We start from the raw sequence: 25,623 nt of genomic DNA on the forward strand, positions 1-25,623 counted from the left end.
TTTAATAGTTGCTTGTTTCAGTTATAGGCTCCGACTGGATTGTGTTTAACCAGCGTCTAGCTCAATAGACTTAGGACAATTCGTCGGGGTCCGGCATTTTGTCTAAATTCCATTAAATAGATTCCTTGCCATGTACCTAACAGTAATTGACTGTTTTGAAATGGAATTGATAATGAAGATCCACACAATATAGATTTGATGTGTGCAGGCATATCATCTGGACCTTCCTCATTATGCTTGTACTTTTTGCTCTCTGGAACCATCTCGTTAAAAAAATCCTGAACATCACTGAGGACATCTGGTGAAGCGTTTTCATTTAAAGCCAGAGCGGCGGATGTGTGTTGAATGAATAAATGCATAAGCCCATCTCCAACAAGGTTTACTTGATGCATTAGTTCACGAGTAATTAAATGAACCCCATACTGTTTAGGGGAAAGCTCTATGAGTTGGTGTTGGATCATGAATAAGTCGCCTTATGTTCTTGTCGAACAATGGATCTGGATTTTAATACTTAATTAGCCTACCCTATTTTACAAGAACTTTACACAAGTCTTGGCTCTTAGGAAAGGAACACGAATGAAAAAAGGATTTTTTAAAAATGACAAGATTAAAGCTAAAACTGATTCTGACTGCACTATGAACACTACCGATCTAAAAATTCAAATCCTGGCTGATTCGGACATTACAGAAACCCGTTATATGCCTGCTGGTGCTGATGAAGACCAATCACTTCGATTAAAGAACATGTCAAAGGTTGTTAAGGAGTACAGTCCGGTCCCATTAATTACCACTGAACAATGTGAATTATCCAATAAGTGGTTAAAATTGTTCAAAGCGATTGATGAGGCTGATTGGCAAAATGCTCAAACCAGTTTCAAGGAAATCCCTGCAAGTGATCGGTTATTAAAGGTTCTAAAAGGGGTGCATACTGAAGAATATCTGTTGGAGATCATTCAAAACTGTATTCTTGCTCATAAAACTGGGATTAAACGTTTAAATTCAGACATAGTCATTACCCCAAAAACGTTTGAAATTCTCATGAAAGATTGCGCTCTAACGTTGATGAGCACAACCAAGGCGACGTTCTCCTTTGGCTTACCTTCTCATCATGCTTTCAGCGAAACTGGTACAGGTTTTTGCGTACTTAATAAAACAGCCCTGTTAATAAAGCATGCTGAATTAACTTCCAGCAAACCCTTGCAATACATGGTCGTTGGTACTGATGTGAATAGAGACAATGGTCTTTGTGATGTTTTACGTAGACAATTTTCACATCTCCCAATTTGTCATATCGATGTATTCGATAGCAGAGTCTACCCTGGCCAAAACGCGGAAGACATCAACTTAGAATTTAGTACGAAAGGAACAACGACTCAACAAAAAATTCAAAAGTGGAGCTCCGATAAATACGATTATTTCATGGTGGATTTAAAAGACACTTATCGAAAAAAAGTTGGGGTTCATCCTGCTCTGCTTTTTGCTCTGGAACAAATCAAAGAAAAAGTGAAGCTCGCAAAATCAAAGGGAATTCAAATCGCATTATTAATGCCTACAGGTTGGGATTCGCATGAAGATGAAACAGCACCCTGTGGTAAATTTGTTGATGGTCGCATGATGGGGTACGAAAGCGCCAAGACCTATCGTTTTAATGATGGAGATTTGAGTTATTTTTACGAAGAGGTCTTCAAACTTTATAATGATAATCCAGACTGTTTTGCTTCATTGTATTGGGGCTTGGAAGGTGGATATGACAACACCATGTACACCAAGCAAATCAAATTGCTCATGCAATTGATTTCTAAGGAATTAGTGCCTAAAGCAACTCATTCTACACCGTTAAATCAATTGTAAATGTGCAAAACAAATGATACTCTTGCGCAGATTTTAAAACCAAATCAGGAGTATAAAACATGACGTTTAAATCAAAATTAACGACCTTCCTAAGTGCGCTTGTTATCGCTGGATCAGCCATGGCTCAACAGGAAGGTGGATGCCCAGACATCAATGACATTAAATCAGAAGGCCTACCGATGGTTGAACAAATTGGTCCAGAAATGTATATTGCCTACAACCTAAGCTATTACAATTCTGATGCAATGTGGGGCTTCTTTATTGCTCCAGTCGAAGGGGATTCAGAGGAAACTGCTTTAGAAATTTCCAATGAAATTTTGGACAGCATGAATGCTCCAGGAATTCCTCATGAGCAAGGCGGCGACGTGATTTGCAGTTACGAAACTGGCATCCCAAATATGATTGCTGCTGCCATCAAAGATGGACAACAAATTTCTCCTTTGAAATTAAAGCAAGTCTTTAAAACAATTCGATAATCTTATTTGCCCCTGTATTAGGGGCTTTTTCTCACACTCTTATTATGCAATTTGTCGAGTGCTTTCTTTAAGGCTTCTTGGGAGTTGGAGCGTTAGCATAGACACCATCCTGCTGCAGTATAACTTCCCTTATAAAATCAGTGAACTTTGCTAGATAAATTCCCAGCTGACTCATGTAGTCTAGGGGAATATGGCGTTTTTGCGCAATCACTGCTTTGGCATTATTGGTCATGGGTACATGGTGTTTTTCCAGTTCCTCCGTTATAAACAAGTGAGTGTGCTCTGCAGACCGAGTGCTGATATGAATTTGCTTTAATCGTTTAGGCGGAACGTTCTTTATAAAATAACTCACCATATAGGGTTGATTACATCGAATGGCCTTCAGTAAATAATTTAAGTGTTGTTCAGCAGTCAAGGCACCTGAAGCTTGCTCATACTTGCTAACCAATAATTTCACAGACTCGACACTACCACTAGGTATGGCTGCTGAAATGGCAAAATCCAATTGACTTAACCCTGCATGAGTGCGCTCATAATAATCAATGACTTTCGCGAGAAGGTGCGAATTTCCACCTTTTGCTGCAGCAACAATGGCTTGTGATGAATATAACGGCAAAGCCTTTTTTAAATCATACAAGGTATCAACTATCTCTTCTCTTCCCTCTTCTAGAGCAAACATAAAAAAAGTTTGAAACATAACAGTGTCTTTATTATTTCCAATCAATGCCCTAAGTGATTTATGATTATTGTTAGCTATAGCTACAGCAGCTGCTTTCCAATTGTTGTCTTTAGCGCCTTTTGCAAGCAAATGATTGATAACTCCCTCATCATTGATGGAGGCTGCTGCCTTCTGTAATGTATTGGTACTATTACCAAACCATACGTAGGACTCATCATTGATGTTTTGCTGACTCAAATACTTGTCATACAACTTGGTCACTTCAGGATACACCCTTGGACTCATATCCTCTGGGTGCCTTATTATACTTACGGACATTCCCATAGGTCCCACCGGCAAGTAAAAACGATTACGGAAATTAAACACGTTGTAATACAATTCATGAACCAATGCGATTTCATCAGCAAACTCTCTTACCCCTTTAGAGTAGTTAGGATCAAAGACCCTATACCCCTTTTCAGTTTTTTTAATGGCGATAGAATGATTAGTGCTGGATATTTTCATCATTTCATTAGGTCTTAAATCGATTTCTTTCAGTATTTTTTGCCAATGATGAGTACTGGTGGTTATTGCAAAATCAAAAGACGAATACATCGATTTATTATTGATGGTTAATGCCTGCATTGAAGTTGATTGACTCAACTTGTATCCAAAGTGTTCGATATGTAAGGCCAATACAACATCATAGACAAATTGATTGATTTCAGCTTCCATGTTTGCTTTAGGCTTCAAAGAAACGATTTGCTCTATCAACTCCCAAAACTTTTTCTCTTTTCCTTGCAATGCATATTGGATGTATACGGTAGCTATGCCATTACAGATTCCATCTCTATTCACCTCAATGGGCATGTTATGCCATTTAAGGTATTGATTTAAATAATCAATCACCGTTGCTTGATCAAGATCCTGAGTCATATCACCCCTAAGGTTAGCCAAAAGGTTGGAAGATTAGTTTCATTGGCTCACTTTCTTCTCCATCCGCTGGTTTTTTAAAAAATAAACGGTTTGAGTATCTACTCCGTAATTGAGTTGCAGTTTCATCCATCAGTTCAAGCAATTGGGCTCGATTTAGATCATCAATTGCTTCAAAATCATTGCTTTTAGACTCTATATGACGCAATTGAGTAATCAATTGTGCTTTTAATCCTGGTTCCAAGGTAAGCATCGACTCTACCTGAACGATTGTTTGCTCCACTTCTTGATGATATTCATTTTCAAATTGACCAATCTGTAATTGCAGCACTCGTGCAGTTTCTATCATCTCAGCCGTCTTCGTCTTAAATATCGAACAAAAGCGAGCAAAAAAATTCGAAACCTGAACCCAAAAACCATCATTTTTAGTAATAAAGTTGGCTAGAATTGCATTGGTTTGTTGATATTGTTTTAAGACAGCATGATCGTGCTTTATTTTTGTAATCAGATTTATGTAACTACACAATGTAGATCTTATCTCAGTATTGACCTTCACTAATTGAGATAAATGTTCAGACGTATCCTCTTGAATTAACTGCATTAACTGGGGATTGTTCAACGCCAATTGTGCCGGTAGCTTTAACAGTTCCGCTCTTACAGAAGCCAACCGATTCGACAATTGATTGACTGACCTTGAAGCCATCTCTTTGAGTAAATACTTAGACTCACTGTCTAAAGTTTGAATGAGCATGGGAATTCGCTCTTGAATAGACTTTGGGGTTACATAACGATACACAGCCCGAAAAGGAGAAGTTAACCAACTGATGGAAGCACCGATTGCAAGTGCTATATATTGAATAAGATCTGGGGATTGCAGTTGCCGCAAGTTATTCTCTAATTTGGATTTTAATTGACCTGAAGAAACACTCATTAATTGTTCAAAGGCACTCTTATTCTGCTCTACCAATTCCCATATGTATTTTCTACCAGTGACTTTCCCTTCATTGGCTTCATAAGATCTTAAAAGACTTTGAACAGAAGGGATAAGGTTCTTTATCCTAATCTGCTCTTCTCTCAAATAAATCAGGCGCGATAATCCCTCAATAACGTCTTTCATTCCCGTATCAAGAACACTTAATTGATCCTCCTCATCTTTCTTTTGACTACTCAGCAACAAGTACCTTAGATTAAAATGTTCTTGAATGGATTGATTGGAATGTTGAGAACTAGTAGCAAGTTTAACCCGCTCTTGTAGGATTATTTCATCCATTTGCCCTACTCGTTCTTCTGCTTCAGTTCGCAAATCATGTACATCTCTCATGAGCTTATCCAAATCCACGAAGCGATTGATAAGAAACAATGCGGCTCTACTGAGTTTACTCACTGATAAAATGACTGTACTTAGAAAAATATACAAAATATAACACAGGGTTTTGGCCTGTTGTATATTGGATACATTCTCCAGATCCAAACTCAACAGGTGCTTAGTGGTTGAAATCAAATCTTCTACTTTTTGCTTAGTATTCGTTGTTGGACTTTCATAGCATCCTGCCAATGTATCATTTAATTTAGAGAGTAACTGGCGCTCTATGGTGTTCATTTGATGGTTCGTTTCCAGCAACTGCTCTATGAACAGTTTGGAATACAGTAAAACGCCAACAGAACGGCCTCCGTAGACGTCAAAGGACTGGTAAACCTCCGATTCGTGGTTATTAAAGTCACGAGTGACTTGTTGAACGTTCACAATTGTTTGCGTATAAGCTGCAAACAGTAGAGCTGATTTAATAAAGTTCTCTTCATGTAAAGCCTGGTCTTTGCGCCAATTGGTAAACCGTTCCCTCAACCCTATCATATGCACGACTCCTTTTTTGCAGGCTAACAACTTCAACAATAATCCAGATTGCTCATATTGTCATCTGGTAATCGCGTATTACTGGTTTAGGGATTAATTTTTAGCCGTTCAGATCGTTATCCGCTCCCTGATGGTCGCGGCTCGGTTTGCACAAACAACATCCGAGCCGCGACCATCAGGGCTGAGGGATCGACTCATTTTTTAAATGGGGTATTTATACCCAAAGTCGGGTTCTTCGCCTAATGGCGATGCCTTAAGCGGTGTCATTATGTTCTTCTATACGCCCCGCATCGCTCCGCTTGCTGACGCGCGCGGCTCGGTATCTTCTTTGCTGTCTGAATCAAATCCTAATCACAGCAGGGAGTGAACCGAGCCGCGCGCGTCAGCAAGCGGATATGGAACTATCCGCTTTCACGAATAGCGCTGCTTAAGGCAGCGCTATTGGGCGAAGCGCCGGACCTAAGCTTACTCTGACCATCAGAGAAGAGATTAGCCGAGGGACTATAAAATGAGTCGATCCCTCAGCCATCAGGGAGCGGATAGCATCTCCAGAGAAATAACAGAGATAACACCAAAAAAGGGTTACCCAAAAAATGGGGACCAAAAATGGGGACGGACCCCACTGGGGTCCGTCCCCAAGGATCTTAGAAAACAGTGATCTAAACTCTGTTAATGCACATTGAGATTACTTTCATCGGGAGAAGGTGCACCATCACTGTCTCCCCCTTTTATTTGAGCTAGGAAAAATTTTGAATGTGATAGAATTTGTTGGGCTCTGAGTTTTTCTACCTGACCAGGGGTTTCCTGCTTCGGTTTATCATCGGATGATTTTGATGCCTCTACCGGTAACTGTAAAGTAGGAAAATGTCCTTTAACTTGTTCATTAGCTTCAACTGCATTTCGTTCCAAATCTTTCTTAAATTGCTCAATTTGCCCATTTAACTTTTGTGCCTCTTCAATCATTTGCACCGTTTTGGATTTTTTACCCGTAAAAAGCTCTACTAAATAATTCCAAAAATAGGTCGATGTAACGGCATTTTCCAGAACAAATGCAGCCATCTGGTCTTTACTACTCTTTAACTCATCAATAAGCTTAATGTCTTTTCTCACATCCACGTAATGACTCACTGCTTGCTGTACGAGTGCATGTGCTTGGAGAACCTGCTCTAGTTCGTCAACAGACTCACGTTGGGTTAAATCCTTTAGTGTAGGAAAACTGCTCTCAAAATCGGAGAGTTCTCTAGCGTAAGCTTCATCAGCCAATTGAGCCGCTTTTAATTTTTCCTCTAATAGCTCATTACGCCGAGTAAGAAACGTCACATTGAAATTATCAAATAAACCCGCCTTAAACTGACCTAGTTCTTGGTCAAATTCTTTTTTCTTAGCTTCCATATCCTTTCTTTTTGCAACAAGGGCATTTAAGCCGACTGACAGCTTTCGTAATTGAAGTTGCAATTCATTGAGTTTTTGATCCTCACTCTTTCTTTTTTGCACCAAAATCTCTAAACAAATAGCCTTCATCTCACCTAACAAGGAGATTTGAAGAGGATGTAGTATTTGGGGATCTTCAACCACGCGTTTTAGTGCCCGCGCGCAGAGTTCTGAATATCTTTTCTCAACTTCAACGACAGATTGTACCTCACGGTGTAAAAACTCTAAGGCGCTGCTTTGTTCTTGCAACACGGCTGTTTCCTGAGCCAATACCAAGTTGTGAAATTCCACTGAAATCACCTCTTGGTTGGGTATTTGAGGAAGCTCTTTTTGTACTCGCACCAGTTGTTGATTTAACTCTATTAGCCGATCCATGACTACCTTCTCAAGCAGTTTCTTACTTTGGCTATCTAAAGTCTCAGGAGCAATAGCCTCTACGACTTCTTTAACTTTTTTAGGCGCTGCAGCTCGATAGGCCATATTACTCAGAGAACCAATGCCACTTAATACCCATAACCCTTTAGAAATAAGGTATCTAGCTAAATCAGGATGCTCTATTTTAAATAAGTTTTCGTTGAGTTTTTGGAAATTAGGATCACCTTGTGAAAGATTACCTAATAGTTTTAAGGCATCTCTATGCCGTTCTACTAATTCGTGCACATACAACACCCCTTTAATTTTTTCTTTATTGAGCGCAAGATCTCTAGAAAGTACTTGAAGTGTGCGAATATCATCAATAATTTTACTTTGTTCTGACTTTAAACGGAGCACAGATGCCACATCCATTTTCAAAACACCTAGACTGTCAGCTACCTGAGTCAGATCAATCCTATCACCTGCTTTTTCTTTTAGTATAATAACTGCTTGATCTTTAACCGTTTTTTTAACCGGTAATGCTTGTAGCCTTTCAGAGGGGCTAGGCTCATTTTGAGAGGATTGAGCAGAGGGCTGTAAGACTTCCTCTTCAAGGTCTTCTACAGATGCGTTATTAGCTTGTGATTCCTTAAGCTGTTCTATTTTAGCTTCAAGCTCTTTGAGCATTTGGTTAATATCAGCTAGTAAATCCTCGACCTTCAAGCGAGTTGCCTTTTCAACTCCAAATTTTCCTAACCGACTTAGTTTGGAAAGTGAACGCTCCAGGGTGCTTAAAAGAACAAATGCTCTTAGACATATGTCCTTCACTACCAGAGCATCATGAGCATTTTCAATGTCTAGTTGAAGTAATTCTTTCATTAAAGCTAAAAGGATACTTTTGTTTGCCACTGTATTATCGAGTGGTTTGGCATACATTACCGCTAAGAGCTCCCCTAAAGTAGCTAATTGTTGTTTAAGAGGAGAGTCTCTTGGTCCGGATAGGACCTCAAGAGCATCATCGATACTGAATTTTACAGCTGCCATTGCGCCAAGCGCGCGATTGTATCCACCATCACCCAGTTTTTGAGTAATGTCTTTAGAACTTATTAATTCATGTCTTAATGCTGTAAGTGGGATAGGATGAGCAGAATAATCCTCCATAAACTGATTGAATTTCAATACTATTTCGAAGTATCCCTTTTCCTTTTGGGCAAGTTTACCTCTAAAAGCTTTAAACTGTTTATCTAGCTTATCTCTTCTTTCAATCATTAGACATCTCGATTTTCAATACAGCATTTAAAGCCAAGAGGATCCACTGTCTTACTATATAGTATATTCCTAAATTATTATGAAATGATTAAGGTAATTTGCATTTCAAAGTAAATGCTCTACAAATTCAAAATCATGGGATTGTAAATTGTTCCCACTGCAAACAGGGCTTGCCCATAGATCTGCGCATGGCTTATCCCTGGTTAGAGACCACATTGCTAATCCACCTAAATGCTTAGATTGAGCAAATAACCTTAATTGATCTGCATTAAATAAAGTGAACTGTTCAACATTGACATCGTTTACCCCAATCATAGGCGTGACTTCTACCATTTCCCAAATAGATTCTGATTTCTGTTCTGGATACAGTTGTTGTAAAAAGCGATGCAATTGAGTAGCGGCTGAAATGGCATATTCTCCCATATCCCCTGCATACACAGGGCCATAATCCATCGCCATAATATTGACATGAAAGTTTAGTCCCTTTTGCTTGGCTGCACGAACAATGTCTTCACCCACTGAAGTTAAACCTTCAGGCATAACGGGCAAAGTAAAACTGAGATGAATATCAGGATTTTCTTGTACGAGTAATTGCAAAGCATCCATAATGCGGGGAATATTTGCTGTGCCATTTTCGATATCAAAGTCTAGGGTCTCAGCATGATAGTGCTTGATAACGTCTTTAAATACAGCCAGTAATTGCTTGCTATCACAGGAGTAAGACAAATCTGTCCCACTAGCCCCTCCAAATGAAACTTGCATGTTTACATGATTTGCAGCTAATTTGTCGAACTCGCGCTTTCCCCAATGTTTTGCTACTGAGTAGGCTTGTTGCCCCCCCCAAGCTGGCTGACATTGGCCACTATCGGTTATAAACGCCGCATGATACGATTTTAGGCCTAATTGCTTTGCTGGACCTAGCAAGTCCATAGGTTCCATGTCTTGAGTTTGGGAATCCCAATGGGTGTTTAAGGTAATATCCACATAAGGACTAAATACAGGTTGATGGATTACAGCCGATGCTACATTCGAGGATAATAGCAAACCATTGATAAGTGATAACACTTGACTCCAGCGCATAATTAACCCCTTAAAAGGAAATTATGGGCAATTTTACACCACTGGGTAAATTAATCAATCATTATGTGGCAATTAAATCAGAAATGACCGAATTTATTCATCGATGTCTATGACGGAGTTCATGAATAAAATAGATTGACAGTCAATCAATATTTAATTTAGTTTTAGCAACAGATCCCGGCCAATAAGCGAATTTTTTATTCCAGCTGCGCTCATAAGCAAGCGGACCAGTAAATGCACCATTAACGCTAAGGATGTAGCAATGAAACCATTATACATTGACCCAGATATAAGCAAAGCTTCAACCATCCCTTCTGAATTCTATACATCCATAGATTGGTTTGAAAAAACAAAGGAAGATATTTTCAGTAAAACTTGGCAATTTTGCCTAAGTACAGACGCTTTTACTGAGCAGAACCAATTGATTCCCTTTACTCTACTGCCGGAATTCCTTAATGAGCCTTTACTGTTTGCCAAGGATGAGCAAAACATCATTCGCTGTCTAAGTAATGTTTGCACTCACCGAGGAAATTTACTGATTGATAAACCTTGCGTTGCTCAAAAAATAAAGTGTTCCTATCATGGCAGGCGATTTAACTTCTGCGGAGAACTGCTGCATATGCCTGAGTTTGAATTAACTCAAAATTTTCCTTCTGCATCCGATCATTTAAGCCAAATCCCCTCACAAACGATGGAACCATTTCTTTTTGCCTCATTAAAACCGTTCATTTCATTTCAAGAAGTGTTTGCTGACATTAAAGAGCGTTTATTTTGGTTTCCTATAGAGTCTATGCGTTTGGATAAACAACGCTCAAAAAATTACGAGGTCAAGGCCCACTGGGCACTGTATTGCGAAAACTACCTTGAAGCCTTGCACATACCCTTTGTTCATCCTGGACTAAGACAGGTTATTGACTGTACAACATACACCACAGAGCTCTTTAGATACTGTAATTTGCAATTGGCTTTAGCGTATAACGACGAGACCTATTTCGACTTACCTAAAGAGTCTCCTGATTATGGCAAAAAGGTATCAGCCTATTATTATTGGGTTTTCCCCAACACCATGCTCAACTTTTATCCATGGGGATGTTCAGTGAATGTCGTTAAACCAATCACACCAGAATTAACCCAGGTATCCTTTTTAACCTTTGTTTTAGACGAGTCTAAATTAGACCAAGGAGCCGGGAGCGATCTTGATCAAGTAGAAATGGAAGATGAAGCAATTGTAGAATCAGTTCAAATAGGCATAAAATCCCGCTATTATAATACAGGACGGTTTTCGCCGACCAAAGAGCAAGGCACCCATCATTTTCAAAGGTTGCTTTGTGAATTTCTTAATCACTAATAAACTCATAACCAAGGAGTGGAGACTGAACACCATGGCAAACAAAAAGGAAATGTATATTTTTACCTTGATTGGGCTAGTCCTTGGTACCGTACTGGATTTATTATTACGTAACCACGTTACCACGATCTTTTATTACAGCATCATTAGTCTTTTTGCAGTGTTGTTTGTGTTAACCTACAACAACATGCATCTGCTGAAATTAGTTGGATCTAGTTTCATCGCATCTCTCTTTTTATCCATTCCCCTATTACCGATGGAGCTGGAGCTGCCGATCAGAAACTACTTGCATTTTTTTACCTTCATGCTTGGATTCCCGTTCTTTTTTTATGTCACCTATTGCTTCCATTACGCCTTTCATCATGACAACACCTGGAGAGTGAGTTACAGCTCCTTATTCGCTGCTGTTTGGAATACCATACCTCTACTCATTGTTGCCTCGATTTTTATTTCGCTGACTAATTTACTGATCGTCCTAGGGGCCTTTGTTTTTAAAACAGTAGGCAGCAATTTTTTATGGGATTTATATTTCTACAATCACGATTTTAAATTAATTAGCAACACTGTTCTTTTCTTTATTGGTTTAGGTGTGGGACTCCAGAATATTACGATTATCCATAACATGCGCTATTTATTGCTGCGAATCATGTACTATCTGTTTCCTTTGTTAGCCATTATTAGCGTGTTGTATTTTATTTTGTACCACACTCATTTTGTAACTGGCGGCCCGGAATACATCAACCCACTTGTGGTGCTTATTCCATTAACCACTGCTGGTATATTATTTTTTAACGCCTACTTTCAAGATGGAAGCCTTAAATCAGATTATCCAGACTGGGTAAAAATAGGTCTCAGAATTTATCGAGTAGTCTTGTTTTTTATAAGCCTAATGATGGCCTATCGAATATTGCAAGACCATTCTATAGAGAGCAATCTTCTCCTTTATCTCATTGTTATTCTCTTATTTGCATTGAATTATGGGGTTACCGCAATATTTAATGAAAACACTGAAAAGAAATGGATTTGCTTAGGAAACATTGTGATTGGTCTGTTTTTTATAATTGCGCTATTCCTCTTTAATATCCCACATCTTCAAATTGAGTTTAGTGTGGGCGGTGGAAATTCTACGAATATTATTTTAAAAGCCCCAGAATAAACAATATCCGCTCCCTCACGGTCGCGGCTCAGTTGGCACTGAACTAACCGAGCCGCGACCGTGAGGGAGCGGATGCAATCTAAACCCAGGAATGGGGACGCCCCCCACTAGAGTCCGTCTCCCTAAACCCTAGAATGGGGACGGACCCCACTGGAGTCCGTCCCCGTGTCGATAGCCCTCTTTTCATTAATCACTAATTTCTGGAAAAATCACTCTAAACCCAGGCTCTAATATCTGCCCCAGAGGATTTTTTGATAACTCATTCGTTTTAACAGCCATTCTAAGTTCAACCAAGCGCATCATCTGCTGTTTTACACCCATTTTAGAAGACAAGAATTGATTTATCAGCTGTTCATAGAATTTGATTTTATTAGACATCAAACGATAATCTAATTTTCCAAGGATTAATACATTGAGCAACAAGTCGAGATCTTGTGTTTTCGCACCATAGCGACTTAAGTTTTGATTGAATTTGAACATCCACTGTTCTCTGGTGTTAGGAACTAATTTTAAGAGTGCGCAACGTTTTTCTGAAAATACTGGATGGGTAAAATCAACCATCAATACCGCTAAGGCAAACTCTTTAGTGATGATTTTATCCTGAATCAATTTCTCTATAGCTTGCAGATCAGCAACTCCCTTAACCGGGGTCAGCCAACGATGATCAGCATCGCGTAAACCATTTTCAGGAAACTGCATGTTCATTTCTGTAAGCAATTGTTCATATTGATTAGAAGGGATCTTCTTTTCAAAATGTCCTAACAAAGGATTTAACCAAAAACCTGAAGGTATAGAAACATGAGATAAATCGTCATCCATGCTCGAGGCAATATTAATTTCAGTCGTGCAAAACAAAGGCCGTAACTGCTCTTGCAGCGACAAGGTTTTATGAAAGTTATCCAAGCGATTGCTGCTTTGAATGTTCTGCATTCCTTGTTTAACTTCCTCTGCAAATGTATTCGCATTAACCAACTGCTCAACCAGCTCCTCTACATCAAAATCTGGGTCGTTTGGTTGCAATATCAGAGGTCTGTTTTTTGTCCACCAATCGTTATGAGGTGACGTCAATTCTTTTAAGATCGGCCCACCCGAATTATGGCAAGCTGAGCAACGCATTCGCTTCCCAAAATGATCTTTGCCTTTAGGGGAATCACGGTACAACCACTGATTGTCTTTATAAGCATCTTTGGAATCCCCTCTGTAAAACCAACGAGTCCCTCCTTGATCAATGCCTCTTAATTCGTAAAAGTTATACAGTTCTTTTTCATTATCCCAACTAATAGCTTCTATAAGAAGCTTACTGTCTTCCGGATATTGATCTAGAAATAGCCTTGAATGATCCAAGCCAGTGAAATACCCAAGAAAGAGCTCACCATGCCGTATTTCTAAACTAGAGGTCTTTTGACCATACACTGACTCAAAAAAACTAAAACTACCTAAATTTGGATTATTTCTGCCACGATTTGCAACCATCGCAATTCGCTCTTTTAATCCATGAACCTTGAGCTCTCTCCGAAGCTCTTGAATAGACTGTACACAGATCTCTGATGCGGTGACTAGCTTATACAAGGGATCCTTCAATTTTTTGTCTAAAGGCTTGTCTTTGAAATACATCTGGCAATTGGCTTGAACGAAAGTAGAAATAAACAAAAATGGCAAAATCCAATGATACGTCATAAAACATCCTGTTAAACAGTGCTTTCAAAAAGTGAATTCCTGGACTGAATAGTAAAGAAAAAAAGTACTCTAGGCAAAAAAATTAATGATGGAAGTCGCGCAACTATCCCTAGTCGGATTCAGTTGAAAGAAGACGAGTTAATGACCCTAAAAAGGGTTCATCATACTGATTCTATAAACAAAAAAACCAGTGCGTTATTTACATACCCTAATTACACGATCTGTTTTAAAGATAAAGCCCGTATTAGTGCAGAGTAATACGGGCTTTATAACGAATCTATTTGTTTTTTGCTTTATAATTTGCGCTGTATTCATTACCTAGTTGTTTTGCTTTTTCTAAATCAGCTTGACTAAGTGATTTTTCAAGATCGGAAAGTCCTTCTGAGGCCTTGTCATAACCATTGCTTTTTGCGGCAGTAAACCAGGCATAAGCGACAATCGGATCTACTTTCACACCAATACCATCTCGATAGAATACCCCTAATCGATTCTGAGCTTTACCATATCCTTGTTCAGCCGCTTTCTGTATCCATTTGACGGATTGCTCCATGTCCCTGGTAACACCATCGCCATAAAAATACATATCTCCGATGCTGTACTGAGCATAAACATAACCTTGATCAGCACTCTTTTGATACCATTGGGCTGCTTTTTGATAATCCGCTTTTCCTAATTTTCCACTATCGTATAAATAACCCAACTCATATTGCGCTCTGTCGTAACCTAAGTTAGCTGCCTTCTCAAGAATTTCAGCTGCCTTATTGTTGTCCGCGGGTAATCCATCCCCTTGCTCATACATCAACCCAAGATTGAACATTGCTTTTGTATTACCAAGATCAGCTGCTTTGGTATACCACTTAACTGCCTCTTGTTTATCTTGTTTAACCCCAGTCCCCATGTCGTAGAAATAACCTATTGCAAACATAGACAGAGGGTTTCCCAAATCGGCTGATTTTCTGTACCAAACCAAGGCCGTTTCTAAATTCTGCGGAACAGATATCCCTTTTTCATACATATAGGCCATGCCATATTGACCATCAGGGCTATTTTGATTAGCTGCTTTTTGATACCACTCAAATGCTTTTTTATAACCATCAGAAGTATCTAAATACCAATAATAATCACCTAATAAAACTTGCGCATCAACGTTTCCTTGATTGGCTGCAGCGGATAAATATTTTTCAGCTTTATCGCCGTTATAACTAACGCCTTGACCATTAAAGTACATTTTTCCTAATAAATACTCAGCCTTTACGTCGCCTTTATCCGCTTCTGGCGATAACAAAATAAAAGCTTTTTCGTAGTAACCTTTGTTATAAGCATCTTCACCCTCTTGAGTCGTTGCTAACGCTGAAGTGCTTATCAATGTAAACAATGAAAGCGATAAAATATATTTCTTCATGTCCATGATTTATACCTTATTTTTAAGTGCTATCGTTTTAAAGTATATTACATATTTTGTACAATGCATAAAATTGTTAATCTATTTATACAATTTACAATCGACCAAATTTTGTATATAATGTTCTTCTTTTGCAACACTTCTGCGCCTAATAAACTTGCAAATCGTATACCTATTCTAGATATATCCAGATTCAGTGGGTTTTAGAAAGCGCTTGATTAACACAATAGGAATCTTATGTTTTCAAAAAGTACTCACCAAAATAAAAGACTGGATAAAAAAACTGGTCTTCCAATTCCATTAACAAGCCTTGAGGCTTATCAAATTTTACAAGATCAACAAAGCTGTGAGGTCATTGAAAGAGTCGTTCGTAATTTTCAAAATCTAGTTAACACACAAACGAGTGTTTTGGTGGATCTTCAAAAAGGAGAGGCGGCAATGAACAACCAGGAGTTTTTAGATCAACTGATTAAAACTTCAGGGCGTTTAATCTCAGCGCTAAAATGTCACACCCCTTATTCGACACTATTTGGTGATCTCGTGAAGTTCAAAAGCCAATTGCAGGTCATATTGAGATATTATCAAACTCAAATTGCAACAGGGCAGCCAATAGCTAAGCAGTTTGTTATGAATGCTGAGGAAATACTTCCTAGCATCCATACTGAAGGTTTGCTGTCCGATTCTGAATCCATGGAATTATTGATGTACAGCATCAATTACTGCGCTGATGACATCATGAAAAACGACCTCAAAAATATATACGATTTCATCTTGGATCCCTTTTTACTCGATCACAGTAAAGAAGAAGGGTTCTCTTACTTTAGGCCTTAATGATTTGGCAATAAGGGCTTACAAAGAAATCGATTTATTTGTAAGTCCTGGTGGTTTCTCTTATTTACTTTCAAAAGTAAAATAAGAGAAACTATACAAAGAACTCTATAAAGCTCACCAAAGGATCGATATGGATATTCATTTAATGGTGTTTGCTGCACCTATGTTCTTAATACTAATCAGCATTGAGAGCATTATTGATTACTACAAACAAACAAAACTCTATCAATTTAATGACTCTATAAACAACTTTAGCAGTGGAATTCTAGAAGAAATAGCAAGCCTTCCAATGCGTGCGTTGCTTATCTTTCCTTACTATTACATCCATGAGAACTTTGCTCTTTTTAAGATAAACTCTCATTCTATATTTTCATGGTTCATTTTGTGGGTTTCAGTTGACTTTTTTTACTATTGGTACCACCGAGCAAGTCATCGTATTACCTTTTTTTGGATTGGACATTCCGTTCATCATCAAAGTGAGCTCTTTAATTTATCGGTCGCATTAAGACAAGGTTATTTCCAAACACTGACCTCCTGGGTATTTTATTTGCCCATAGCGTTAATTGGTTTTCCTACCTGGATGTTTGTGATTGTCTCTGCCATCAATACCATTTATCAATTTTGGATTCACACCGAATCCATCAGGAACATGGGGTGGTTTGAGTATGTGTTCAATACCCCATCTCATCACAGAGTGCATCACGGCACGAACCCTCAGTATATTGATAAAAACTACGCCGGTAGCTTAATCATTTGGGACAAATTGTTTGGAACCTTTGAGCCTGAGAATGAGTCGGTCATTTATGGTGTGACCGAGCCATTAGACTCCTGGAATCCTTTTTACGCCAATATTAAAGTAGTTAAAGATGTTTTACATTATGGCAAAAAGCTTAGAAATAGTTGGAATCTGGTTAGGGCATTCTTTATGCCCCCAGAATGGATTATCAATCAACTGAAAAAAGAAAATGCATCCACCGAAAAACAAATCATTCATGCTAAGAATCAAAGTTCACCATTCGCCTATATGCTATTTAATACTGCAGTGGCTGTCTCTTTGTATACTTATTTGTCAGTAATTTACGATCCGGCTAAGAGCCTTTCCTGGTTTTTTGGGGCTGTAATTCTTTTAACACTCTATCTGTTGGGGAGAGTAGCAAATGGCAATAAGTCCATTCGTCTCTTTGAGGTGTCTCGTGCCTCTTTCCTTGTATTAGGACTCCATTCGCTCCAAACTCAATGGTTAATTTCTATAAGCTTCGGCATTTTGTTTTTTGTTATTAATTTTATCTTGTTTAAAATGCCAGGAGCAGAGGCAGAGTCACCATCATTAGTAACAACCTAGTCTAGAGGGGACGGACACTGAGGGATCGACACCTATTATAGTGCCCCAACTAATCTCTTTTTTGATGGTCAGTAAGCGTAGGTTCGGCGCTTCGCTGAATGGCGCTGCCTTAGCGGCGTCATTCGTGAAAGCGGATAGTTCCGTATCCGCTTGCTGACGCGCGCGGCTCGGTTCACTCCATGCTGTGACTAGGATTTGATTCAAACAGCAAAGAAGAAACCGAGCCGCGCACATCAGCAAGCGGACCGACTCACTCCCTTCTATGACTAGGATTTGATTCAGACAGCAAAGAAGAAACCGAGCCGCGCACGTCAGCAAGCGGACCGACTCACTCCCTTCTATGACTAGGATTTGATTCAGCAAGCAAAGAAGAAATCAAGCCGCACGCGTAAGCAAGCGGACCGACTCACTCCCTTCTATGACTGGGATTTGATTGAGACAGCAAAGAAGGAACCGAGCCGCGCGCGTCAGCAAGCGGACCGATGAGGGCCAGATAGATGAACCTAATAACAACGCCCGTTCGGCGAAGCACCTGACCCTTGGTATAAATGCCCCTTTTTAAAAAATGTGTCGATTCCTCAGGGACGGACCCCAGTAGGCCGTCCCCATTTACGCCCATTTAGACCCGCCCACTCATTGCGCCAACTCAAAATGCGGCAAATACGGTTGAGCAAACTCGTTGCGCAGAATACCCTCTTTGACCTCTTCCGGAAGGAATCCAGCCGTTTGAGCATCCCACATGGATTTGTAAAGCCCATTTCGTGCAATCAGTTCCTCATGCGAGCCATCTTCTACAATCACCCCTTTATCGAACACTAAAATTCTGTCCATATGCAATAAGGTTGATAAGCGATGAGCAACTACAATCGTTGTTTTACCCTCACATAACGATTGTAGTGACTCTTGGATATACTCTTCAGTTAGAGAATCAAGCTGAGAGGTAGCTTCATCTAAAACTAAAATAGGCGCATGGTGCAAAAATGCGCGCGCAATGGCAATTCGCTGTCTCTGGCCACCTGAAAGTTTTGTTCCGCGTTCGCCCACTACTGTATCGAAACCCTGCGATAAGTTTTGAATAAAATCAATGCAATTAGCCATATCCGCTGCAGCGACAATGTCTTCAATGTTTGCGTCCTCTTTACCGTATTTAATATTCTCAATCAACGTACGATGAAAAAGATGAGTATCTTGGGGGATCATGCTGATGGATTTGCGTAAAGAGTATTGCGTAGCTTTACTGATATCCTGATTATCAATCAAAATCCGTCCCGCATTCACATCAAAATAACGCAAAATTAAATTAATAAAAGTGGTTTTTCCACTGCCAGAATATCCCACTAAACCAACTTTTTGCTTAGGAGGTATCACTAAGGATTTATTATTGAATAGCTCAAGTCCTTCTTTATGATGGAAGGTCACATTATCAAATCGAATCTCCCCTTGAGTTACTTTTAACTCTTTGGCGTCTTCGGCATCTTTTACTTCGATAGGTATCGATAAAATGGCTAAGGCTTGCTTAACAATCCCTACCTCAATGAACAAATCGCATAGAGAGTTACTTAGGTTCCACATTTGCGTCATGATGGCGAAAGAGGTTGTAAAGATGAAGACGAGATCGCCAGTAGTGATAAGCTCTCTTTGCCAAAAACTAACTACTGAATAGATCATGACGACAAGCATAATACTTACAGGTATGTCCACAAAAAGACGGAAGACATTAATGAAATAGATCAGTCGGCTGTTACTATGAACTTCTTTCAATTGAGATTTCATCACGTATTTCTTTTCATACTCATTCTGAGCAAACAACTTTACCGTATTGATGTTGTTTAAAGTATCTACAATTTTTCCCTTAAGTTGACTCTTATCTTCTGCGTTAACTTTAGCGAGTTTATTGATTTTCTTTGCTGCAAATAGGCTTATTAGCAGTTGAATAGAAATCCATGTTAATAAAATGACTGCAAACCAGGAATTAATCGTTAAGAGAAAGAACATCGAAACCGTGATTGCAGCAATCGTTGTAATTACACTCCAGGAAATGATTTTACGAATGGCTTCAATTGAGCGAGGTATATCACTTATTTTATTGGCTAGATTCCCAGCCATCTGATTCGAAAAAAAGTGATGAGAGTGCTGCATGAGATAACTAAGAACAGTCATACGGATTTTAGCTTGAAATCTCGGTACCAAATAAGCTTGCCACCAATTGTGTAAACGCAACACAATAATAAAGCTAAACCAAGCAATACCACCCAACCACAATGCAGGAGCAATGGATTGGAAAATAGTTAATCTTCCACCCTGATGGTTAACAATTCCATCTACTATCATCTTTAAGGAATAGGGAATAACATTCGTTTCGAGAACCATCACCACTGGCGCCAGAAAGAATAAAGTATAGAGCCATGGAGATTCTTTGATGAAATACCAAATAAATTGTGTAATTGTGCTTGGTAATTGTTGTGAGTTCGCCATATTCACATCCTTGTAAAAATCTGGAACATCTAAACCAAAGATACCAAAGGCGAACCCAAATCGTAAGGGTTTATGAAGCAGAAAATAAAATATCTTAAACAATAGTTCTTTATTACATCAATTAGATAAAAATAACATCATCTCAAGGGATGCATAACACTAAAATCGAAACACAAGAAATAACACTGACAAACCATACCGTTGATCGTAATGTGGCTTGGTCCAGTAAATAGAGTACATGATAAACTATTCGACACACGATATGTGTTATCGCTAAGTATTGGATGGTTAAAGTAACATGATTGGTTGCTAAGGCGGTCAATGCAGCCGCAGAAAAAACAGCCAAAGATTCAAACGCATTTTGATGACCAGCTACAGCACGCCCCCCAAAACCATGCAAACGAGACTGCTGTTCACGAGGATGATGATTATCATATCCCTTTCCCTCTTTGCTCATGGCATAAGCAGCGGGTATCTTGGCTAAATAGGGCAATAGGACTGCTATCAATAAACAAATTATGAGCGTTGACATGAGGGTCTTCCTGACAAAAGATAACTGGTTTTGTATCTTAGCTAGTTTCATTGAGCTATTCAAATAATTTGTTTATGACCCAGGGTAAGGGAAAATGCACTTATTCCGCTCCCTCACGGTCGCGGCTCGGTTAGAACTGTGCTACTTGATCCACAGTCTTCAACACAACACAAAACCGAACCGCGACCGTGAGGGAGCGGAATAAGTGTGTAAATGGGTGTGATGAGGGATTGTATAGACACTAAATGACCGAATTCAAACCATTTTTTAACGAGGAGATCAGGGTTTTGCGTAAGTCCGCTCTATTTTTAACGAAGAAATTGGAGTTTTGCATAAGTCCTGTTGATGTTCGCACAATGACTCGCTACTATAAGCCAATACTCAAGCAACGGATCTGGTGAGGCAACTGTGAACGATATTAGCCGTGGTGGAATTCAAGTTAAAGGGTTTGCAGATCCAGAAATGGATTTTCAATTAATTCGTCAATTAGGAGCATGTGCTTATGGGGCTGCATCCATAGGTGAATGTTTACATATTGCAAACACAATAAAGACCAACAACCCTGTCGATTGGGTCAGAGCATTTGAAAACCTTGCTGAATGGCAAAAAAAAGATGGGATGGAACGATTAGTAAAGAACCATCTTATCAGTGGTCGAGAACAATTGTTTAAAGCAGCAAACTCTTTTCGTGCTGCTGAATATTATTCCCCAATGACCTCCGAGAAGCACCGTAAACTGGGCCTCAATTCTGCTGACTGCTTCAGCTTAGCTATTTCTAGCATGGATATTCACTTTGAACACCACCTCATTCCCTACCAAAACATTAATTTGCCAGCTTACTTTATTTCTCCGGCAAATGACGGCATTAAACGCGATACTATTTTAATTGTCAGTGGCTTTGATGGTACTTTAGAGGAAGAGTTTCTATTACGTGGCCAAGCGGCCATTGATCGTGGTTATAATGTAATCCATTTTGCTGGTCCTGGACAAATGGATGTTTTTCGGCACTATTCAGAAACCCATTTCGAACCTAATTATGACCATGTTGTAAAGCGTGTTATTCATTATTTCCAGTCAAGGCATGAAATCAATATGCATACCCTTACTCTGATGGGTATTAGCTTTGGCGGCTATTTTGCTACTAGGGCAGCCTGCCATGACTCTAGAATCAAAGTGTTGATTGCAAACTCCCCTATTCTGGATTTACATGCTTACATGTGTTCATTTGTTAACATGGATCCTTGTAAAATGGCTGATTCTGATGATTTCAGTATAAAAGACATTCCGTCCATACCTGATGATGTCATGCCGCCACAACTCAAGTCTCAAGCCGAGCAATTAATTCATCGATTCGGACAGTCAAGCTTTAAAGCAACGTTTAATTATTTGAAGGAGTTCTCTGTTGGGGAAGCGATAAAGAATATTGACATTCCCTGCCTAGCCTTGCTTGGAAGTAGTGAGGGTGAGGAACCAAGACGTCAATTCGAAGAGTTTTGTCAAATAACACATGCTGATCAACATGAGTTTAGTGATTTTGAAGGTGCTGGAAGCCATTGCCAAGTTGGAAATGTCGCTTTCGCCAATGCAGTCATCTATGACTGGTTAGATACTATTTAACCAACCCTTTCAACTTAATAAAAGAGAAAAAAATCATGACACAGGATGACTCAAAGAAAAAAAACAAAGGACACATTGTTCTGACATCTCACCCTGCTAGACACAATGTAGCGCCATTAAATGTCCAATGGGGAAAAGCTGATCCTAAGGAAAGAGGGCCAGTTATAGCATCGCTCACGAATACTAGACATAGAAACGTCATTGGAACTCATTCTGGTTTTTATTCTGTCTATCGAGCACTTGCTGTAGCTGCTGGACTATTGGATCCAGAGCACGTTCCTGATTTAAGTAATACTACCCCTCCTGCAGACATTGGCCCTCATGCACAATGGAGTACTCCAGGGAAAATTATTTCACTCGACCCTTGGGGGCACCTAGTGGCCAACGTTTTTGCTGATGAAATACAAGCTGGATATGATATTAGACCTACCATTGCTGTAACTCGCGCTCATATAAACCTCCCAGACTTACATGTAGCCATGCAAAAGGGCCGATTAAAAGCGGATGGTAAAATTCTAAGCGAAAATGGTGATGTGGTCGTGACTAAAGCAGCCATTGAGCCTGTGTGGTATCTTCCTGGAATTGCAGAACGATTCCAAGTTTCTGAGTCGGTATTGAGAAGAACTTTGTTTGAACAAACCGCAGGTATGTTTCCTGAACTTGTCACTCGACGAGATCTGGATGTTTTTTTACCCCCAATTGGTGGTCTTACAGCCTATTTCTTCGGAGACGTTACCACTATCCATAAACCGGAAATAGAATTAACCTGCCGAATTCATGATGAATGCAATGGTTCAGATGTATTTGGTTCTGATATTTGTACTTGCAGACCATACTTGGTTCATGCGATTGAACTGTGTATTGAATCAGCCCAAAAAGGTGGAGCTGGTTTGATTGTATACAACCGCAAAGAGGGAAGAGGTTTGGGCGAAGTCACTAAATTCCTAGTTTATAACGCTCGCAAAAGACAAAAAGGTGGAGACACGGCTGCTAAATATTTTGAAAGAACAGAATGCGTTGCTGGCGTACAAGACATGCGCTTTCAAGAAATCATGTCAGATATTCTTCATTGGCTTGGTATAACAAAAATACATCGATTTGTTTCTATGTCGAATGTTAAATATGAAGCGATAGTAAGGGCCGGTATTCATATTGATGAGCGAATTCAAATTCCAGATGAATTAATCCCTTCCGATGCACAAGTTGAAATCGATGCAAAGCGAGCTGCAGGCTACTATTCTACGGATGGAATTATTGACATTAATGAACTAGCCAAACCCAAAGGAAGAGCACTTCATGAATAATATTGGGCAGGACGTTCCAGACTTTATAAAAAGAGTATACGATCCAAAGACCATTCGCTCGCAATCTAAACGTATACTGGACTTAGCCAAACAGAACCAACTGAATTATTTTGCCTTAAATTCAGAAAAAATGGTATCAACCGCTTCTTTCGTTATCGATGTTATCGCCAGCCAATATCCTGATCTCAATATCCCATATCATAGCCGTTGGCGCCATTTTGAAATGGATGGAATCAATCGTATCGAGCAATTAAGGCAAAAAGCCCAACCTGAAAACTCTCTTTCATGGGGTAAGATTCTGTATGAACTCGTTATCATCTCAGTGCTTCTAGACGCCGGGGCCGGTCGAAGCTGGGTTTTTCAAGAAGAGAGCAGCGGCAGAAGCTATAGCCGGTCGGAAGGATTAGCATTAGCCAGTTTCTATTTATACCAAAGCGGTTGTTTTAGCTTGGACCCTAATAACCCCTTTCGAGTAGATGCAGAATGCTTGCTACGTTTTAGTGAAAAACAACTACAAAATGCCTTTCAATTGTCAAACAACAATGTATTGGAAGGTGTTTCAGGACGCATCACTTTACTGAATAAACTAGGTACAGCTATTTTAGAGCAGCCGCATTTATTCAATCAGCAGAAACGACTTGGCGAGTTTTATACTTATGTACATAACTTACAAATCAACAAGATGCTTTCAGCAACACAACTGTTTCAAACTACACTCCTAGCATTTAATGGTATTTGGCCTACAAGATTAAGCCATCAAGGAGTCTCCTTAGGAGATGTATGGATACATCAAGCCCTAAAAACCAAAGAGCAAGGATCTGAATACATCCCATTCCATAAGCTCACCCAATGGCTAACTTACTCGCTCATTGAACCACTAGAGCAGTTAGGAATTACCGTTACAGAAATGGATGCTCTAACTGGCTTGCCGGAATATCGAAATGGTGGTTTACTCCTCGACTGTGAATTATTGCAGGTGAAAACCCCGGCTATTCTGGAGAAAGCTCAAGAACCCGGTTCAGAGTGCATTGTAGAATGGCGGGCTTTAACCGTAGCACTATTGGATGAATTAGCAGTGCTCATCCGAAACCAACTTAACAAAGATTCGACATCTCTTCCTTTAGCAAAAATCCTACAAGGTGGAACTTGGGAAGCAGGGAGAAGGATTGCGAAGCAAAAGCGCAACGACGGCACACCCCCAATTCAAATTATTAGTGATGGTACAGTCTTTTAATAAGGAAAAGTCATGGACAAAAATCAAGTTGTCGTTATCAATCATCCGCTTATTCAACACAAGCTGACAATTATGCGCCAAAAGGAAACCAGCACTTGCAAATTTCGCATGCTGATGCATGAAGTCAGTATGCTGCTTGCCTATGAAGTTACACGAGATTTGGAAACGGAGATGCATGACATCGAAACTCCGCTAGATTCTATGAAATCCCCGCTTATAAAGGGTAAAAAAATGGTTTTCATTTCCATTTTAAGAGCTGGAAACGGGTTGTTAGAAGGGATGCTGCAGCTTGTCCCTACTGCCCGAATAGGCCATATCGGATTATACAGAGACCCTAAAACTCTTGAACCTGTTGAATACTATTTTAAACTTCCCGAACATACCCAAGATCGAGATGTGATTATCGTCGATCCAATGTTAGCGACTGGAAATTCAGCGGTGGCTGCTGTGAAAGAAGTAAAGGCAATAAATCCTAAATCGATCAAGTTTTTATGTCTCTTAGCTGCGCCTGAAGGGATAGCCAATTTTCACGAAGAGCATCCGGACGTACCAATCTATACGGCAGCGATTGATAAACAATTAAATGATCATGGCTATATAGTCCCTGGATTGGGTGATGCAGGGGATAGATTGTATGGCACTAAATTGGATCACTGATTGAGAGCACAATGATCATTGGGCCTATTATCCGCTCCCTCACGGTCGCGGCTCGGTTTCTTCTTTGCTGTCTGAATCAAATCCTAGTCACAACAGGGAGTGAACCGAGCCGCGCGCGTCAGCAAGCGGATACAGAACTATCCG

The 25,623-nt window shown here is 39.6% G+C and carries 19 protein-coding genes; 10 read left to right on the forward strand and 9 right to left on the reverse strand.

Annotated elements, in window-relative coordinates:
• Nucleotides 1-56 precede the first annotated feature (56 nt).
• Complete coding sequence (locus tag Lwal_RS13460) at nt 57-461, reverse strand: secondary thiamine-phosphate synthase enzyme YjbQ (RefSeq protein ID WP_058481327.1); 405 nt, start codon at nt 459-461, stop codon at nt 57-59.
• A gap of 115 nt (nt 462-576) precedes the next feature.
• Between Lwal_RS13460 and Lwal_RS13465 the strand changes: the two genes are divergently transcribed.
• Together Lwal_RS13465 and Lwal_RS13470 are read left to right on the forward strand one after the other, a co-directional pair.
• Complete coding sequence (locus tag Lwal_RS13465; protein ID WP_058481328.1) at nt 577-1,851, forward strand: arginase family protein; 1,275 nt, start codon at nt 577-579, stop codon at nt 1,849-1,851.
• 59 nt (nt 1,852-1,910) lie between these two features.
• Entirely contained in the window at nt 1,911-2,327 is a 417-nt protein-coding gene (locus Lwal_RS13470) for a DUF4949 domain-containing protein (RefSeq protein WP_058481329.1), read from the forward strand.
• A 67-nt stretch (nt 2,328-2,394) separates the two neighbouring features.
• On the opposite strand, the gene Lwal_RS13475 is transcribed toward Lwal_RS13470, so the two are convergent.
• From Lwal_RS13475 to Lwal_RS13490, 4 genes are all read right to left on the reverse strand, one after another.
• Nucleotides 2,395-3,921, reverse strand: coding sequence for a hypothetical protein (locus Lwal_RS13475; protein ID WP_058481330.1), 1,527 nt, complete (start codon nt 3,919-3,921; stop codon nt 2,395-2,397).
• A 13-nt stretch (nt 3,922-3,934) separates the two neighbouring features.
• Nucleotides 3,935-5,770, reverse strand: coding sequence for a hypothetical protein (locus Lwal_RS13480; RefSeq protein WP_058481331.1), 1,836 nt, complete (start codon nt 5,768-5,770; stop codon nt 3,935-3,937).
• Between the two features lie 669 nt (nt 5,771-6,439).
• On the reverse strand, nt 6,440-8,824 hold the full coding sequence (locus Lwal_RS13485; RefSeq protein ID WP_058481332.1) for a hypothetical protein: 2,385 nt from the start codon (nt 8,822-8,824) through the stop codon (nt 6,440-6,442).
• A gap of 105 nt (nt 8,825-8,929) precedes the next feature.
• Nucleotides 8,930-9,904, reverse strand: a complete 975-nt coding sequence (locus Lwal_RS13490; protein ID WP_058481333.1) for a chitinase — start codon at nt 9,902-9,904, stop codon at nt 8,930-8,932.
• 262 nt (nt 9,905-10,166) lie between these two features.
• Between Lwal_RS13490 and Lwal_RS13495 the strand changes: the two genes are divergently transcribed.
• Entirely contained in the window at nt 10,167-11,252 is a 1,086-nt protein-coding gene (locus Lwal_RS13495) for an SRPBCC family protein (RefSeq protein WP_058481334.1), read from the forward strand.
• A 34-nt stretch (nt 11,253-11,286) separates the two neighbouring features.
• A complete protein-coding gene (locus Lwal_RS13500) occupies nt 11,287-12,408 on the forward strand; it encodes a hypothetical protein (protein ID WP_058481335.1) in 1,122 nt (373 codons plus the stop codon).
• A gap of 186 nt (nt 12,409-12,594) precedes the next feature.
• Here the strand turns inward: Lwal_RS13500 and Lwal_RS13505 are convergent, their stop codons facing one another.
• On the reverse strand, nt 12,595-14,085 hold the full coding sequence (locus Lwal_RS13505; protein WP_058481336.1) for a hypothetical protein: 1,491 nt from the start codon (nt 14,083-14,085) through the stop codon (nt 12,595-12,597).
• 277 nt (nt 14,086-14,362) lie between these two features.
• Nucleotides 14,363-15,493: an SEL1-like repeat protein gene (locus tag Lwal_RS13510; protein WP_058481337.1), complete on the reverse strand. Its 1,131-nt coding sequence runs from the start codon at nt 15,491-15,493 to the stop codon at nt 14,363-14,365.
• A 231-nt stretch (nt 15,494-15,724) separates the two neighbouring features.
• On the opposite strand from Lwal_RS13510, the gene Lwal_RS13515 reads away from it, so the two are divergent.
• Together Lwal_RS13515 and Lwal_RS13520 are read left to right on the forward strand one after the other, a co-directional pair.
• Nucleotides 15,725-16,318, forward strand: a complete 594-nt coding sequence (locus Lwal_RS13515) for a hypothetical protein (RefSeq protein WP_058481338.1) — start codon at nt 15,725-15,727, stop codon at nt 16,316-16,318.
• Between the two features lie 130 nt (nt 16,319-16,448).
• A complete protein-coding gene (locus Lwal_RS13520; RefSeq protein WP_058481339.1) occupies nt 16,449-17,660 on the forward strand; it encodes a sterol desaturase family protein in 1,212 nt (403 codons plus the stop codon).
• 633 nt (nt 17,661-18,293) lie between these two features.
• On the opposite strand, the gene Lwal_RS13525 is transcribed toward Lwal_RS13520, so the two are convergent.
• Together Lwal_RS13525 and Lwal_RS13530 are read right to left on the reverse strand one after the other, a co-directional pair.
• Entirely contained in the window at nt 18,294-20,135 is a 1,842-nt protein-coding gene (locus tag Lwal_RS13525; protein WP_058481340.1) for an ABC transporter ATP-binding protein, read from the reverse strand.
• Between the two features lie 142 nt (nt 20,136-20,277).
• Nucleotides 20,278-20,667 carry an MAPEG family protein gene (locus tag Lwal_RS13530; protein WP_058481341.1) on the reverse strand — a complete coding sequence of 130 codons (390 nt, stop codon included), beginning with the start codon at nt 20,665-20,667 and terminating at the stop codon, nt 20,278-20,280.
• Nucleotides 20,668-21,075: 408 nt separating this feature from the next.
• Between Lwal_RS13530 and Lwal_RS13535 the strand changes: the two genes are divergently transcribed.
• Genes Lwal_RS13535 through upp form a run of 4 tightly spaced genes read left to right on the forward strand, consistent with a single transcriptional unit; the run spans nt 21,076 to nt 25,479 of the window.
• On the forward strand, nt 21,076-22,284 hold the full coding sequence (locus Lwal_RS13535) for an alpha/beta hydrolase family protein (protein ID WP_058481342.1): 1,209 nt from the start codon (nt 21,076-21,078) through the stop codon (nt 22,282-22,284).
• 35 nt (nt 22,285-22,319) lie between these two features.
• Nucleotides 22,320-23,588 (forward strand): GTP cyclohydrolase II, encoded by a 1,269-nt coding sequence (locus tag Lwal_RS13540; RefSeq protein WP_058481343.1) that lies wholly within the window; start codon nt 22,320-22,322, stop codon nt 23,586-23,588.
• Nucleotides 23,581-24,822, forward strand: coding sequence for a URC4/urg3 family protein (locus Lwal_RS13545; RefSeq protein WP_058481344.1), 1,242 nt, complete (start codon nt 23,581-23,583; stop codon nt 24,820-24,822). The genes Lwal_RS13540 and Lwal_RS13545 overlap by 8 nt, the downstream gene beginning before the upstream one ends.
• A gap of 12 nt (nt 24,823-24,834) precedes the next feature.
• Complete coding sequence (gene upp / locus Lwal_RS13550) at nt 24,835-25,479, forward strand: uracil phosphoribosyltransferase (protein ID WP_058481345.1); 645 nt, start codon at nt 24,835-24,837, stop codon at nt 25,477-25,479.
• The last annotated feature ends 144 nt before the right edge of the window (nt 25,480-25,623 follow it).

The sequence above is a fragment of the Legionella waltersii genome (assembly GCF_001468085.1).
GTDB lineage: Bacteria > Pseudomonadota > Gammaproteobacteria > Legionellales > Legionellaceae > Legionella > Legionella waltersii.

Bases quoted from the DNA above. Each gene is read 5' to 3' on its own strand.
- Lwal_RS13500 (WP_058481335.1), top strand. From the start codon at position 11,287: ATGGCAAACAAAAAGGAAATGTATATTTTTACCTTGATTGGGCTAGTC.
- Lwal_RS13460 (WP_058481327.1), bottom strand. From the start codon at position 461: ATGATCCAACACCAACTCATAGAGCTTTCCCCTAAACAGTATGGGGTT.
- Lwal_RS13505 (WP_058481336.1), bottom strand. From the start codon at position 14,085: ATGACGTATCATTGGATTTTGCCATTTTTGTTTATTTCTACTTTCGTT.
- Lwal_RS13470 (WP_058481329.1), top strand. From the start codon at position 1,911: ATGACGTTTAAATCAAAATTAACGACCTTCCTAAGTGCGCTTGTTATC.
- Lwal_RS13475 (WP_058481330.1), bottom strand. From the start codon at position 3,921: ATGACTCAGGATCTTGATCAAGCAACGGTGATTGATTATTTAAATCAA.
- Lwal_RS13520 (WP_058481339.1), top strand. From the start codon at position 16,449: ATGGATATTCATTTAATGGTGTTTGCTGCACCTATGTTCTTAATACTA.
- Lwal_RS13495 (WP_058481334.1), top strand. From the start codon at position 10,167: ATGAAACCATTATACATTGACCCAGATATAAGCAAAGCTTCAACCATC.
- Lwal_RS13465 (WP_058481328.1), top strand. From the start codon at position 577: ATGAAAAAAGGATTTTTTAAAAATGACAAGATTAAAGCTAAAACTGAT.
- Lwal_RS13525 (WP_058481340.1), bottom strand. From the start codon at position 20,135: ATGGCGAACTCACAACAATTACCAAGCACAATTACACAATTTATTTGG.
- Lwal_RS13530 (WP_058481341.1), bottom strand. From the start codon at position 20,667: ATGTCAACGCTCATAATTTGTTTATTGATAGCAGTCCTATTGCCCTAT.
- Lwal_RS13510 (WP_058481337.1), bottom strand. From the start codon at position 15,493: ATGGACATGAAGAAATATATTTTATCGCTTTCATTGTTTACATTGATA.
- upp (WP_058481345.1), top strand. From the start codon at position 24,835: ATGGACAAAAATCAAGTTGTCGTTATCAATCATCCGCTTATTCAACAC.
- Lwal_RS13490 (WP_058481333.1), bottom strand. From the start codon at position 9,904: ATGCGCTGGAGTCAAGTGTTATCACTTATCAATGGTTTGCTATTATCC.
- Lwal_RS13515 (WP_058481338.1), top strand. From the start codon at position 15,725: ATGTTTTCAAAAAGTACTCACCAAAATAAAAGACTGGATAAAAAAACT.
- Lwal_RS13545 (WP_058481344.1), top strand. From the start codon at position 23,581: ATGAATAATATTGGGCAGGACGTTCCAGACTTTATAAAAAGAGTATAC.
- Lwal_RS13480 (WP_058481331.1), bottom strand. From the start codon at position 5,770: ATGATAGGGTTGAGGGAACGGTTTACCAATTGGCGCAAAGACCAGGCT.
- Lwal_RS13540 (WP_058481343.1), top strand. From the start codon at position 22,320: ATGACACAGGATGACTCAAAGAAAAAAAACAAAGGACACATTGTTCTG.
- Lwal_RS13485 (WP_058481332.1), bottom strand. From the start codon at position 8,824: ATGATTGAAAGAAGAGATAAGCTAGATAAACAGTTTAAAGCTTTTAGA.